Source organism: Rhizobium sp. SRDI969 (assembly GCF_025152725.1).
GTDB classification, from domain to species: Bacteria; Pseudomonadota; Alphaproteobacteria; order Rhizobiales; family Rhizobiaceae; genus Rhizobium; species Rhizobium leguminosarum_I.
Genome location: NZ_CP104035.1, coordinates 4,727,155 through 4,740,489 on the forward strand (window position 1 = coordinate 4,727,155; position 13,335 = coordinate 4,740,489).

Here is a 13,335-nt window from a genome sequence, read left to right on the forward strand (position 1 = left end):
CCCGAATGTGATCGACGATTGAGATCGGGCGTATGGCGGAGGGGATTTTCGCCATACGCCCTTTTCTTATTTGGAGCCTGCAGTGACAGATAAGCCCGCTATCGAGCTTGTCGGCATCGACAAGAAGTTCGGTGCCGTCCACGCCAACAAGGACATCAACCTTACCGTTGCCAGGGGGACGATCCACGGCATCATCGGCGAAAACGGCGCCGGTAAATCGACCCTGATGTCGATCATCTATGGTTTCTACCATGCCGACAGCGGCGAGATCCGCGTCAACGGCAATCCCGTCACCATCCGTGACAGCCAGGCGGCGATCGCCACCGGCATCGGCATGGTGCACCAGCATTTCATGCTGGTCGATAATTTCACGGTGCTCGAAAACATCATGCTTGGCGCCGAAGCCGGCATGCTGTTGGCGAGGGGCGTCGCCTCGGCGCGCGCCGAGCTCAAGCGACTGGAAACGGAATATGGTCTGGAGGTCGATCCCGACGCGCTGATCGAGGAGCTTCCGGTCGGCCTGCAGCAGCGTGTCGAGATCCTGAAAGCCATGTATCGCGGTGCCGAGATCCTGATCCTCGACGAGCCCACAGGCGTTTTGACCCCGGCAGAGGCCGATCACCTCTTCCGCATCCTCAAGGTGCTGCGCGATCAGGGCAAGACGATCATCCTCATCACCCACAAGCTGCGCGAGATCATGGCGATCACCGATACGGTCTCGGTCATGCGTCGCGGCGAAATGGTCGCGACCCGCAAGACCGCGGAGACGACGGTGGAGGAGCTCGCCGAACTGATGGTCGGCCGCCGGGTGCTGCTGCGTGTGCAGAAGGGCGAGGCGAACCCCGGGGCCGCCGTGCTGTCCGTCCGCAACCTGACGGTCAAGGACAATCGCGGCGTCACCATGGTCGACAACGTCTCTTTCGACGTGCGCGCCGGCGAGATCGTCGGCATTGCCGGCGTCGCCGGCAATGGCCAGTCCGAATTGCTGGAGGCGATTGCCGGCATCCGCAAGCCGACCTCCGGCGAAATCCTGCTCGACGGCCAGACGATCGACAAGGCCGATCCGGCCCGCCTGCGTGATCTCGGCCTCGCTCATATTCCCGAGGACCGCCACCATATGGGCCTGGTGCTGAAATTCGAGGAATACGAAAATTCCGTGCTCGGCTATCACCGCCGGCCGGGCTATAGCCGCGGCCCATTTCTCGATCTCGAAGCTATCCGCAAGGATGCAATGGAGATGATCGAGAAATACGACATCCGCCCGCCGAACCCGCGGCTGAAGACGGCGAATTTCTCCGGCGGCAACCAGCAGAAGATCGTCGTCGCTCGCGAGATCGAACGCGATCCGAAGATGCTGATCATCGGCCAGCCGACACGTGGCGTCGATATCGGCGCCATCGAATTCATCCACCGCCGGATCATCGAGATGCGCGACGCGGGCAAGGCAATCCTTCTCGTCTCCGTCGAACTCGATGAGATTCGCTCTCTTTCAGACCGTATCCTTGTCATGTTTGCCGGCCATGTCGTCGGCGAGAAGACGCCCGATGCCGGTGAACAGACCCTCGGCCTGATGATGGCCGGCATTGCCGCATGAGGCCTTTATGAGCACTGCTTCCGTTCCGCTACCAAATTGGATCAATTACGGCCTCATCCCGATTTTGAACCTCGTCGTCGCCTTCCTGATCTCCGGCTTCGTCGTCTGGCTGATCGGCGAGAGCCCGCTCGATGCACTGTCGCTGCTGATCCAGGGCGCGCTCGGCAATGGCGAAGGCATCGGCTTCACGCTGTATTACGCGACGAGCTTCATCTTCACCGGCCTCTCCGTCGCGGTGGCGATCCATGCCGGCCTTTTCAACATCGGCTCGGAAGGCCAGGCCTATGTCGGCGGCCTCGGCTGCGCGCTGGTGGCGCTGGCGCTCGATCGCTACGTGCCGTGGTATGTGACGATGCCGATCGCCGTCGTCGGCGCCGGCCTGTTCGGCGCAGCCTGGGCCTTCATCCCGGCATTCCTGCAGGCAAAACGCGGTAGCCACATCGTCATCACGACGATCATGTTCAATTATATCGGCGCAGCGCTCATGGTGTATCTCCTGGTGCATGTGCTGATCGTACCAGGCAAGATGGCGCCGGAAACCCGCACCTTCCTGGAAGGCGGCCAATTGCCGAAGCTCGGCTGGGTCATGCAGCTGTTCGGCGCCAAGCTGGGGGCCGCCCCATTCAACGTCTCCTTCATCATTGCACTCGTCGTCAGCTACCTCGTCTGGTTGCTCGTCTGGCGCACCAAGCTCGGCTTCGAGATGCGCACACTGGGCGTCAGCCGGACGGCGGCGGACTATTTCGGCATTCCCTATGCGCGCACGGTGATCATCGCCATGCTGCTCTCCGGCGCGCTTGCCGGCATGATGGCGCTGAACCCGGTCATGGGGTCGTCGGCCCGCCTGCAGGTGGAATTCGTCGGCGGTGCCGGCTTCGTCGGCATCGCCGTCTCGCTGATGGGCCGCAACCATCCGCTCGGCATCATCGTGGCGGCGATCCTCTTCGGTATTCTCTACCAGGGCGGCGACTGGATTTCCTTCGAAATGCCGAACATCACCCGCGAGATGATCCTCGTCATCCAGGGTCTGGTGATCCTCTTTGCCGGCGCGCTGGAATATATGTTCCGGCCGGCGATGGTGCGCCTCTACCAACAGTTCAAGCGCGGTTAAGGAGCGGGCGATGGATTATTATGACATCTTCATCAGCGTTCTGAGCTCGACCATCCGCCTGTCGATCCCGCTGATCTTCACCGCCCTTGCCGGTCTGTTTTCGGAACGTGCCGGCATCTTCGATATCGGTCTCGAGGGCAAGATGCTGGGATCGGCCTTTGCCGCCGCCTGCGTTGCCTATCTTACCGATTCGGCCTGGCTCGGCCTCGGTGCAGGCATCCTCTGCTCGGTGGCGCTGAGCCTGGTGCACGGTTTCGCCTCGATCACCAATCGCGGCAACCAGATTGTGTCAGGCGTCGCCATCAACTTCTTCATCGCCGGAATCACCATCGTGCTCGGCCAAGCCTGGTTCGGCCAGGGCGGACGCACGCCGCAGCTGTCGCCGGAATCGCGCTTCGCGCCGATCATCCTGCCAGCCGCCGATGCCGCCCGCGAGATACCGATCATCGGCCCGATCTATGCCAATGTCATATCGGGCAACAATGTCCTCACCTATCTCGCCTTTCTCGCCGTGCCGTTTTCCTGGTGGGTGCTCTACCGCACACGCTTCGGCCTGCGGCTGCGCGCCGTCGGTGAAAACCCGGGCGCGGTCGATACTGCCGGCATTTCGGTTGCCTGGCTGCGTTACCGCGCCGTCATGTGCGCCGGCATTCTCTGCGGCTTTGCCGGCACCTATCTGGCGATTGCCCAGTCCGCCGCCTTCATCAAGGACATGTCGGCCGGCAAGGGCTACATCGCGCTTGCCGCTCTGGTCTTTGCCAAGTGGAAGCCGGTGCCCGTCATGTTTGCCTGCCTGCTCTTCGGCTTCCTTGATGCGCTGGCAAATTTCATGCAGGGAAAGCAGGTGCCGCTGATCGGCGAAGTGCCGGTTCAGGTCTTCCAGGCGCTGCCCTATGTTCTAACCTGCGTCCTGCTTGCCGGCTTCATCGGCGTTGCGACCCCGCCGAAAGCCGGCGGCGTGCCTTATACGAAGGAGCGTTAATATGTCTCACGACCTGTTCGAAGCCGCCCGCGGCGCCATGGCTTTTGCGCATGCGCCCTATTCGAAATTCCCGGTCGGTGCGGCGATCCGCGCCGAGGACGGTAAGGTCTATACCGGCGCCAACATCGAAAATCTCTCCTTTCCGCAAGGATGGTGTGCCGAGCCGACGGCGATCGGCGCCATGATCATGGGCGGCGCAAAGACGATCGTCGAAATGGCCGTCATTGCCGAAAAACTGCCGCTCTGCCCGCCCTGCGGCGGCTGCCGTCAGAAGATCTCCGAATTTGCCTCCAAGGAGACGAAGATCTACCTCTGCGATGAGGCGGGCGTGAAGAAGACCATGACGATGGAAGAGCTTCTTCCCTTCAGCTTCGAAACGGAACTCGGATGAAGGCGACGGTCAGCCTGCTCGCCGCATTGCTCGGGGGCATCAAGCCGCGCCACGGCATCATCCTCGGCTCCGGTCTCGGCTCCCTTGTCGGTGAGCTCGATGGCGCCGTGCGTGTTCCCTATCGCGACCTGCCGGGCTTTCCCGTCAGCGCCGTCTCCGGCCATGCCGGCGAAGTCGTCGCCGGCCGCCTCGGCGGCGTGCCCGTTATCATGCTCTCCGGCCGCGTGCATTATTACGAGAAGGGCGATGCCAACGCCATGCGCCTGCCGATCGAGGTGCTGAAGGCGCTCGGCGTCGAAGCGCTGATCCTGACCAATTCGGCGGGATCGCTGCGTGACGACATGCCGCCCGGTTCGGTGATGCAGATCACCGATCACATCAACTATTCCGGCATGAACCCGCTGATCGGCGAGGAAAGCGATCACCGTTTCGTCGGCATGACCAATGCCTATGATGCGGGCCTTGCCGCGGCGATGCAGAGGGCAGCGGCAAAGCTTGAAATCGAGCTGGCGAAGGGTGTCTATATGTGGTTCTCCGGTCCAAGCTTCGAAACCCCGGCCGAAATCCGCATGGCGCGCATCCTCGGCGCCGATGCCGTCGGCATGTCGACGGTGCCCGAGGTGATCATCGCAAGAATGCTGGGCCTGAGGGTTGCAGCCGCCTCCGTTGTCACCAACTATGGAGCAGGCATGACCGGCAACGAACTCAGCCATGAAGAAACCAAGGACATGGCGCCCATCGGCGGCGCCCGTCTCGCCGCCATCTTGAAAGACATGATTGCGGCTGGAACAGGATGATTTTGGGCCGGGTCGGCCTAAAATCTGAATCCTGTTCTAAGTTAAATAGTTAAAGCATGATGTCGTCTGAAAACCGCCCACACTTTTCGACATCATGCTCGAGAGGAAGCGAAGATGAATAGCCATTCCAACCGGGAGACTGCGGCTGTCGCCCTTTCCCTTCTCGATCTCACCAATTTGAAGGACGATTGCACCGAGGCGCAGATCGAGATGCTCTGCGCCCGTGCACAGACGCCCTACGGCAACAGCGCTGCGATCTGCATCTGGCCGCGGTTCGTCGCCCAGGCGCGCAACATCCTCGGCACCGGCCATGCCGTGCGCATCGCGACCGTCGTCAACTTCCCCTCGGGCGATATGGAAGTGGCCGATGTCGCCGCCGAAGCGCGTGAGGCAATTGCCGATGGCGCCGATGAGATCGATCTGGTCATCCCCTACCGCAAGCTGCTCGCCGGCAATGAGAAGGCGGTGACCGACATGGTCAAGGCCGTGCGCGCCGAATGCACCGGCTCCGTCCTGCTGAAAGTCATCATCGAGGCCGGCGAGTTGAAGGATGCGGCATTGATCCGCCATGCCTCTGAACTCGCCATTGAGGCCGGCGCAGATTTCATCAAGACCTCCACCGGCAAGGTCGCCGTCAACGCGACGCTCGAAGCCGCCGACATCATGATCCGCGCCATCCGTGAGAGCGGCCGCAAGGTCGGCTTCAAGCCGGCCGGCGGCATCGGCTCGGTGGCGGATGCCGCACTCTATTTGAGCCTTGCCGAAACCATCATGACGCCGGACTGGGCGATGCCGTCGACGTTCCGCTTCGGCGCTTCCGGCCTGCTCGACGATATCCTGGCGGTTCTGAGCGGAACACAGTCGGCACCGGCTGCAGCATCGAGCTATTGAAATGATCCCGCAGGAGATCATCCGGCGCAAGCGCGATGGCGACGAACTCGACGCCGCCGATATCAGCTCCTTCATCGCTGCGTTGGCTGCCGGCCAATTGTCGGAAGGCCAGATCGGCGCGTTCGCCATGGCCGTCTGGTTCAAGGGCATGTCGCGGGCCGAAATCGTGGCCCTGACGCTGGCGATGGCCGATTCCGGCGACAGGCTGCAATGGGCCGATATCGACCGCCCGATCGCCGACAAACATTCGACCGGCGGCGTCGGCGACAATGTTTCGCTGATGCTGGCGCCGATCGCTGCTGCCTGCGGCCTTGCCGTTCCGATGATCTCCGGGCGCGGCCTCGGCCACACCGGCGGCACGCTGGATAAGCTCGAATCCATTCCCGGCTATATGATTTCCCCGGATGCGGATCTGTTCCACAAGGTCGTGAAGGAGGCGGGATGCGCCATCATCGGTCAGACCGGGACCTTGGCGCCCGCCGACGGCAGGCTCTATGCCGTGCGCGACGTGACCGCCACTGTCGATTCCATCCCCCTCATCACCGCTTCTATCCTCTCGAAGAAACTTGCGGCCGGGCTCGAGACGCTGGTGCTCGACGTCAAGGTCGGCAACGGCGCTTTCATGGCCGACCGCGGCCAGGCGGAGATCCTCGCGCAGTCGCTGGTCGAGGTGGCCAATGGCGCAGGCGTGAAGACCTCGGCCCTGATCACCGACATGAACCAGCCGCTTGCCGATAGTGCCGGCAATGCCGTCGAGCTGCGCAATTGCCTGGATTTCCTGGCGGGTAGAAAAAAGGACACGCGGCTTGAGACCGTCGTTCTCGCCTTCGCCGCCGAAATGCTGGTGAAATCCGGCATTGCCGCTTCGTCTGATGAAGCCGAGACGATGGCGCGTCGAGCTCTGGCATCGGGAAAGGCGGCAGAGGTCTTCGCGCGCATGGTGTCGATGCTCGGCGGCCCGGCCGATCTCATCGAAAACCCCGACCAATATCTGGCCAGGGCACCTGTGGAAAAACCTGTCCCGGCCCCCCGGTCCGGCTGGCTTGCCGCCTGCGATGCGCGCGGTATCGGCGTCAGTGTCATCGACCTCGGCGGCGGAAGACGCCATCCGGCGGACCGGATCGACCATCGCGTCGGCTTTTCCGAACTCCTGCCGCTCGGCACCCGCGTAAACGCAGGTGAACCGATCGCTCTCGTTCACGCCGCTGACGACACCGCGGCGGAGAGGGCGGCGACAGCACTTGCCACGCACTACCGCATCACCCACGACAAGCCGGAGTTGACACCGGTGATTGCGGGGCTGGTCTAAAACGGTTTACTGCTTGAGGCTGAGCGAACCGTCGGCGACGGAATAGGAGGCGAGCTTCTGTAGGAAGCTCATGCCGACCAGCGTCGTCGTCAGCGCATCGTCCCTCAGGACGAAGGCTTCGACATCGCGGACGCGAATACCGCCGATTTCGACCCGGTCGAGTGTCACATGCGCGGCCTTCGTCTGGCCGTTCGCGGTGTTCACCCCATAGCGGAAATCGAGCTGGTTGGCCGTGAAGCCCAGTCGGCGGGCGAGAGTCTCGTTGAGCGCCACATAGGTGGCGCCGGTATCGATCAGGCCCTGCACCGGCTTGCCGTTGATCTTGAAGCTGCCGGTATAATGGCCCTGCGCATCGGCCTGCAGGCGGATCGCATTGCTGCTGGATACGGGCGCGGGGACTGCGGGCTCATTGCTTTCGGTCGATACGTAATTGGCGGAGAGAGTGTCAGCGGGTTGCTGGCTGGTGCTTCCGAAGAAGGAAGGCACCTGTGTGGCGAGCACCGCGGCGATGCTGGCGAATAGGACGGTACGCACGAGCATGAAACAGAAATCCTTCCTGTATAAACCCCGCTTCATGCGGGGCCTCATGCTTCAGGCTTCCTAAACCTCAAGTGCTGACAAGTTGCTAAGATCGACGACAATAGGCCAGGATCGAACCACCGGGCCTTAAAGTCTTTCCATTTGGTAAAGGAAGGCTGAAATTACTTGGTGCCGTACATGCGGTCGCCGGCATCGCCGAGGCCGGGCATGATGTAGCCCTTCTCGTTGAGATGACTGTCGATCGATGCGGTGAAAACCGGAACATCGGGATGCGCGGCGCGGAAGTTGCGGATGCCTTCCGGGGCGGCAAGCAGGCAGAGGAAGCGGATATTGTGGGCGCCGCGTTCCTTGAGTTTGTCGATCGCCGCGATCGAGGAATTGCCGGTCGCAAGCATCGGGTCGACGACGATGATCAGGCGCTCGGCCACGTCCTCCGGCGCCTTGAAATAATATTCGACCGGCTGCAGCGTCTCGTGGTCGCGGTAGACGCCGATATGTGAGACTCGGGCGGAAGGCACGAGATCGAGCATGCCTTCGAGCAGCCCGTTGCCGGCGCGCAGGATCGAGGCGAAGACCAGCTTCTTGCCCTCGAGGATCGGCGACTCCATCGTCTGCAGCGGCGTCTCGATCGTTTCCATCGTCAATTCGAGATCGCGGGTCACCTCGTAGCAGAGCAGGGTCGAGATTTCGCGCAGCAAGCGCCGGAAACTTCCCGTCGATGTCTCCTTGCGCCGCATGATGGTGAGCTTGTGCTGCACAAGCGGATGATCGATGACCGTGACGCCGTCCATGGGGAAGCCTTTCATTCTTTCTATCGGATGTTTCTTTCACGGAAATCGGCCCGACCGCAAGAGTGGCGGTCAATTTGCGTCGATCTTCCCCAGTCTCTCTAGTCTTCAAAGCCGGGCGAGCAAGACCTTCCGCGTCTCCTCGTCGACGAAGGCCGCCTCGATCGCCGTGCGCGTCATGGCGTCGATCTCCGCGTCGCCGAAGCCGAAAGCCCCGGCGGCAAGCTCGTATTCTCGCTTGAGTGAGGTATGGAAGAAAGGCGGATCGTCTGAGCTGATCGTCACCCGCACGCCTGCTTCCTTCAGATGGCGCAGCGGATGGGAGGCGAAATCGGGAAAGACCCCGAGCGCGATATTGGAGCCTGGGCAGATCTCGAGCACGGTGCCGAGATCGGCAAGCCGCTTCACCAGATCGAGATCCTCGATGGCGCGCACCCCATGGCCGATGCGCGAGGGGCGCACCGCGTCGAGCGCGTCGGCGACGCTGAAGGCGCCACAAACCTCGCCGGCATGGATGGTCAGTCCGAGGCCGGCATCGCGGGCGATATCGAAGGCTCTGATATAATCGGCGACGCGCCCCATGCGTTCCTCGCCGGCAAGGTTGAAGCCGGTAATCAAGGGATTGCCGGCCTTTGCCGCATATTCGGCAGCACCGATCACACTCTCCGGACCGAAATGCCGCTCGCCGGTGACGATCAGCCGAGCCTCGATGCCGCTCTTTTCCTTGGCCCGCCGGATGCCTTCGCAGATACCTGATATATAGGCATCGGCGCCCAGCCCGATGCGCTTGCCGTGATCGGGCGAAACGATGAGCTCACTGTAGATCGTATTGATGCCGGCCAGTTCGTCGAGATAGGTTTCGGTCAGAAGCGCATAGTCCTCCTCGGTCTTGTAGACCTCGGAAACCTTGTCGTAACATTCGAGGAAGCTTGCGAAGTCATGCCAGACATAGGCTCCGTCGCGAAGCGCGGCGCTGATGTCGACGCCGTATTTCCGCGCCTGCGCCGCGGTCAGAGCTGGAGGGGCCGCACCCTCCAGATGGCAGTGCAGTTCGACCTTCTTCAAATGCGATGTCACAGAAAACTCCTTCCGTGCGGTCCGGCCGGGATGCCGAGATGCCGGGCGATGCTCTCGCCGATATCGGCATAGCTGCGGCGCACGCCGATCGAACGCGACCGGATGCTGGGGCCGTAGGCGATAACAGGCACGCGCTCGCGCGTATGGTCCGTGCCGCGCCAGGTCGGATCGCAGCCATGATCGGCGGTGAGCACGACGAGATCGCCGGGCTTCAGTTTCTTGTGGACTTCGGGCAAGCGCGCATCGAAGGCTTCGAGTGCCGCGGCATAACCCGGCACATCGCGGCGATGGCCGTAGATCATGTCGAAATCGACGAAATTGGTGAAGACGAGATCGCCATCCTCAGCCTCGTCGATCGCCGAAAGCGACGCATCCATCAGCGCCTCGTTGCCGTTCGCCTTGATGACCCTGGAAATGCCCTGATGCGCAAAGATGTCGCCGATCTTTCCCACAGCATGCACGTGCCGTCCGTGCTCGATAAGACGGTCGAGCAGCGTCGGTTCCGGCGGCAGCACGGAAAAGTCGCGCCGGTTTCCGGTGCGCTGGAAGGAAGAGGTAGACTGGCCGACAAAGGGCCGGGCAATGACTCGGCCAATATTGTAGGGATCGAGCAGTCCCCGGGCCAAACGGCAGAAGGCGAGCAGACGATCGAGGCCGAAATGCACCTCGTGCGCCGCGACCTGGAAGACCGAATCCGAGGAGGTGTAGCAGATCGGCTTGCCGGTGCGGATATGCTCCTCGCCGAGCCGGGCGATGATCTCCGTTCCCGAGGCATGGCAGTTGCCGAGGATGCCGGGCACATCAGCCTCCCTGCACAATGTCTCGATGAATTCCTGAGGAAAGGCGTCGCCCTCTGTCGGGAAATAACCCCAATCGAAACTGACAGGTGTCCCCGCGATCTCCCAATGACCTGATGGCGTATCCTTGCCACGGGAGATTTCAGTGGCGGCGCCATAAATACCGTAGACCTTCTCCGGGACGGGCATGCCGGCCGGAAACCGGCCGGAAGCGGACCGGGCGATATGCATCAGCCCGAGTTCCGACATGTTGGGCAGGGAAAGCGGCCCTTCGCGCAATCCGGCGCGGTCCCCGGCTCCGGCTGCGCAAAACTCGGCGATATGGCCGAGCGTATCAGCGCCTTCGTCGCCATAGGCCGCCGCATCCGGCGCTCCGCCAATGCCGAAGGAATCCAGAACGAAAAGAAAGGCACGCGCCATTTTACACCCGAGAAAGCCGATCGCCGGCTCTGGAATGTCGGAGGCGGCTGAGATCCAGCCATATAATGCCGCGGCCGGCTTGGCAAATTACTGCGCGCGCGTCTTTTTCAGACGACGCCGTAACACTTTGAATTGCTGAATAACCCCTCAATCGATTTCGATTTAGGAGTTATTCAGCAGACAAGAGCGGGAAGGGGCCGTCAGCAGTCGCCGCAGGGAATCGAGTCGCCTTGCCGCTGGCGGTAGAAATAACTGCGCCCGATGGTGATCGTGCGCATGCCGTCCGGCATGAAGTTCGGGGCAAACAGGAACATCGTATAGGGGATGCTGAGCTCGGTGCGGACAAGGAAGCTGTTCGCCGTCTTCATGTCCGATGGCACGTTGCTCACTGTGGCGTTCTTGGCATAGGGCACCGTCCCGTCCTGCGCCCAGGACCAGAGCACCTTGGCATTGGCGCCGGCATCGATGGTAACCCCGGTGATCTTCAGCGTCAGCGACGTCGAATTGTAGGGCACGAAGATCGCCGTTGCGACCGACGGCATCTGCGCGAGCGCGCTCTTCGTGACGGATTGCTGCTGGGTGATGAGGTCGGCCACCGTTCCTGCGGCGCGTGTCACGCGCTTGCTGACGCTGAGGCCGATCGTGATCTCGAAGGCACCAATATAGAGCATGATGAGCACGGGAAAGAGGATCGCGAATTCGATCGCTCCGGCGCCCTTGCGGTCTCGGATGAGTCGCCGCGCCGTCAGGACCAATCTGGTGAACGGGTTGCGCAACGCCATTATGGATACTGCTCGTTCTGGAAGGCCGCGGTCGCGACGATCAGATATTGGCTCGGCATCGAACCGTCGGAGGGACGTATCGTGGTGATATAGGGCCGGACCAGATCCGTGATGATTTCCCAGCGGTAATAGGCGCGGACCATGTTGATCGTGCCGGCGCCGCCCGGCGCATATTTAAAGGCCGCTGTATTGATGTCGGCATATTTGTCGGTGGAAAGTTTGGGGATCGTCGTCGGAATGGCCGAAAACGCGCTGAACGTCTGCACATCCAGGTAGAGCTTGCTTGGAGTGGCGACTTCGCTCGCCGAGCAGCGGATCAGGATCGAGATCTCGTCGCAGAAAGCCTGGCGGAATTGCGCCCGGTTCATATCGGTCGTGCGGCCGAGATTGTAGGTGATCTGCCCGGTTCGCATCCGGCGGCTCATCGAGTCAACGCCGTTGGAGACGAGTTCCTCGGCGGCGAAGGCGACGAAAGTTTCGAGGATTGCGAAAATCACCAGGAAATAGGGAATGGCAAGCAGGGCGAATTCGATCGCCGCAGCACCCTCGCGCGAGCGGGCGAGAGCGCGAAACCGTAAGAAACGGAATGGCGTAAAGGCGCGCCCCTTATCCGTCTTCTGATCAATTACCGTCATTGCCTGGACCTAAGCGACATTCTTCGTCCGTCACACTAGGATCCGTTCGTTGATTTTCCGTTTCAGCCTGACACGACGATTTTAACGAATGGTCGAGAAAGCTCCGAGATATGCTCAGGGTGAGGCGGTCGCGGTGGCTGCTTGCTGCGCATGCTGCTCGCAATTCGGCGTACAGGACAGCACGGAGCGCTCGGTCTGCCGGTAGACACGCACCGTATTGCCTTCGTCGATCGACACCAGGATGCGCTCGTCGAGGATCGCATTGCCGTCGGCATCGAGAAGCACCAGATTGGTGGTGCCGAAACTGCGGCCTGTCAGTACGATGGTCTTGGCGTCGGCGACCGTCGCATCGGCGACCTTGGCATTGCCGACGATCACCTTGCTGACGGGACGATCGAGCTTCAGCACGCGCGCGTGATCCATGTAGACGCGCAGCATGTCGTCGTCTGCGGCCGCGGAAACTCCCGAAACACCGAAAGCGGCGATCATGCCGGCAAAGAAAATGGTTTTGCCGCTTGATGACATTTGGTCCTCTTTCACGATCACAGCGCAATATGCACATAGAATGGAAAAAAATGGTGAACGAAGCCTTAAGCCCGCCGCTCTGTTCCAGGATGAAGCGTAATGCTCCAATTCGGCACGATTTCAGGACGACGCACGCTTCGGTTGGAGGCGGAATTTGTGCTATTTCCGGATGAATGCAGCAGTTATTCCAAGAATATTGTTAAATATTGAGGTAAGTGCGTAAGAAAATACTGACTCTACAAAGGCCTATTGTCTCATTCACATGTCGTTAACTCTTTTCCTTAAGCCGATGGAAACGGCCATTCGCTAGGTTGCAGTCATCCGATCAACGGCAAACAGTTGGCGGACGTGCTGAACATCAACTGGAGTTAGGAGTTACCATGACCAAGCTTTTTAGCCGTTTTCTGAAGGACGAATCCGGCGCGACCGCAATCGAATACGGCCTGATTGCCGCTCTCATTTCCGTAGCGCTCATCACCGGCGCAACAACCCTCGGCACCAAGATCGGCGACACGTTCAACAACTTGAGCGACCGGATGGATGACGCCGCCACCCACGCTGCTGGCACCACCACCACCACTCCGTCTCCGTAAGATAGGGTGTCGCTAAGCGGCGTCTGGAAAACGCCGGCCGGATTTGCTCCGGCCAGCTATTGAGCGGGCTCACAGGCTGAACGGCCGTGAGCCTTTTCGCATC

General features: G+C 61.2%; 15 protein-coding genes. 8 read left to right on the forward strand and 7 right to left on the reverse strand.

Features of this window, described 5'->3' with window-relative positions:
- Nucleotides 1-82: 82 nt before the first annotated feature.
- From N2A41_RS23260 to deoA, 7 genes are all read left to right on the forward strand, one after another.
- Nucleotides 83-1,594, forward strand: coding sequence for an ABC transporter ATP-binding protein (locus N2A41_RS23260; RefSeq protein ID WP_260109806.1), 1,512 nt, complete (start codon nucleotides 83-85; stop codon nucleotides 1,592-1,594).
- Nucleotides 1,595-1,601: 7 nt separating this feature from the next.
- Nucleotides 1,602-2,705 carry an ABC transporter permease gene (locus N2A41_RS23265; RefSeq protein ID WP_260109807.1) on the forward strand — a complete coding sequence of 368 codons (1,104 nt, stop codon included), beginning with the start codon at nucleotides 1,602-1,604 and terminating at the stop codon, nucleotides 2,703-2,705.
- A gap of 10 nt (nucleotides 2,706-2,715) precedes the next feature.
- Nucleotides 2,716-3,687 (forward strand): ABC transporter permease, encoded by a 972-nt coding sequence (locus N2A41_RS23270; protein WP_260109808.1) that lies wholly within the window; start codon nucleotides 2,716-2,718, stop codon nucleotides 3,685-3,687.
- Between the two features lies 1 nt (nucleotide 3,688).
- Entirely contained in the window at nucleotides 3,689-4,078 is a 390-nt protein-coding gene (locus tag N2A41_RS23275; protein ID WP_162115540.1) for a cytidine deaminase, read from the forward strand.
- On the forward strand, nucleotides 4,075-4,875 hold the full coding sequence (locus N2A41_RS23280; RefSeq protein WP_260109809.1) for a purine-nucleoside phosphorylase: 801 nt from the start codon (nucleotides 4,075-4,077) through the stop codon (nucleotides 4,873-4,875). Before N2A41_RS23275 ends, N2A41_RS23280 begins: the two co-directional genes overlap by 4 nt.
- A 114-nt stretch (nucleotides 4,876-4,989) precedes the next feature.
- The gene (gene deoC, locus N2A41_RS23285) at nucleotides 4,990-5,766 is read left to right on the forward strand and encodes a deoxyribose-phosphate aldolase (RefSeq protein WP_260109810.1); all 777 of its coding nucleotides are present in this window, start codon (nucleotides 4,990-4,992) and stop codon (nucleotides 5,764-5,766) included.
- Between the two features lies 1 nt (nucleotide 5,767).
- Nucleotides 5,768-7,075, forward strand: coding sequence for a thymidine phosphorylase (gene deoA / locus N2A41_RS23290; RefSeq protein WP_260109811.1), 1,308 nt, complete (start codon nucleotides 5,768-5,770; stop codon nucleotides 7,073-7,075).
- A 6-nt stretch (nucleotides 7,076-7,081) separates the two neighbouring features.
- On the opposite strand, the gene N2A41_RS23295 is transcribed toward deoA, so the two are convergent.
- From N2A41_RS23295 to N2A41_RS23325, 7 genes are all read right to left on the reverse strand, one after another.
- Nucleotides 7,082-7,651 carry a TIGR02281 family clan AA aspartic protease gene (locus N2A41_RS23295; RefSeq protein WP_260109812.1) on the reverse strand — a complete coding sequence of 190 codons (570 nt, stop codon included), beginning with the start codon at nucleotides 7,649-7,651 and terminating at the stop codon, nucleotides 7,082-7,084.
- 125 nt (nucleotides 7,652-7,776) lie between these two features.
- Nucleotides 7,777-8,406, reverse strand: a complete 630-nt coding sequence (gene upp / locus N2A41_RS23300) for a uracil phosphoribosyltransferase (protein ID WP_003544477.1) — start codon at nucleotides 8,404-8,406, stop codon at nucleotides 7,777-7,779.
- A gap of 105 nt (nucleotides 8,407-8,511) precedes the next feature.
- Nucleotides 8,512-9,480 carry an adenosine deaminase gene (locus N2A41_RS23305; protein ID WP_260109813.1) on the reverse strand — a complete coding sequence of 323 codons (969 nt, stop codon included), beginning with the start codon at nucleotides 9,478-9,480 and terminating at the stop codon, nucleotides 8,512-8,514.
- Nucleotides 9,477-10,697, reverse strand: coding sequence for a phosphopentomutase (locus tag N2A41_RS23310; protein ID WP_222292119.1), 1,221 nt, complete (start codon nucleotides 10,695-10,697; stop codon nucleotides 9,477-9,479). Before N2A41_RS23310 ends, N2A41_RS23305 begins: the two co-directional genes overlap by 4 nt.
- Nucleotides 10,698-10,897: 200 nt before the next feature.
- Nucleotides 10,898-11,479 (reverse strand): TadE/TadG family type IV pilus assembly protein, encoded by a 582-nt coding sequence (locus N2A41_RS23315; protein ID WP_260109814.1) that lies wholly within the window; start codon nucleotides 11,477-11,479, stop codon nucleotides 10,898-10,900.
- Entirely contained in the window at nucleotides 11,479-12,114 is a 636-nt protein-coding gene (locus N2A41_RS23320; RefSeq protein WP_260109815.1) for a TadE/TadG family type IV pilus assembly protein, read from the reverse strand. The genes N2A41_RS23315 and N2A41_RS23320 overlap by 1 nt, the downstream gene beginning before the upstream one ends.
- Nucleotides 12,115-12,228: 114 nt before the next feature.
- Nucleotides 12,229-12,639, reverse strand: coding sequence for a pilus assembly protein N-terminal domain-containing protein (locus tag N2A41_RS23325; protein WP_017966539.1), 411 nt, complete (start codon nucleotides 12,637-12,639; stop codon nucleotides 12,229-12,231).
- 380 nt (nucleotides 12,640-13,019) lie between these two features.
- Between N2A41_RS23325 and N2A41_RS23330 the strand changes: the two genes are divergently transcribed.
- On the forward strand, nucleotides 13,020-13,232 hold the full coding sequence (locus N2A41_RS23330; protein WP_260109816.1) for a Flp family type IVb pilin: 213 nt from the start codon (nucleotides 13,020-13,022) through the stop codon (nucleotides 13,230-13,232).
- Nucleotides 13,233-13,335 lie beyond the last annotated feature (103 nt).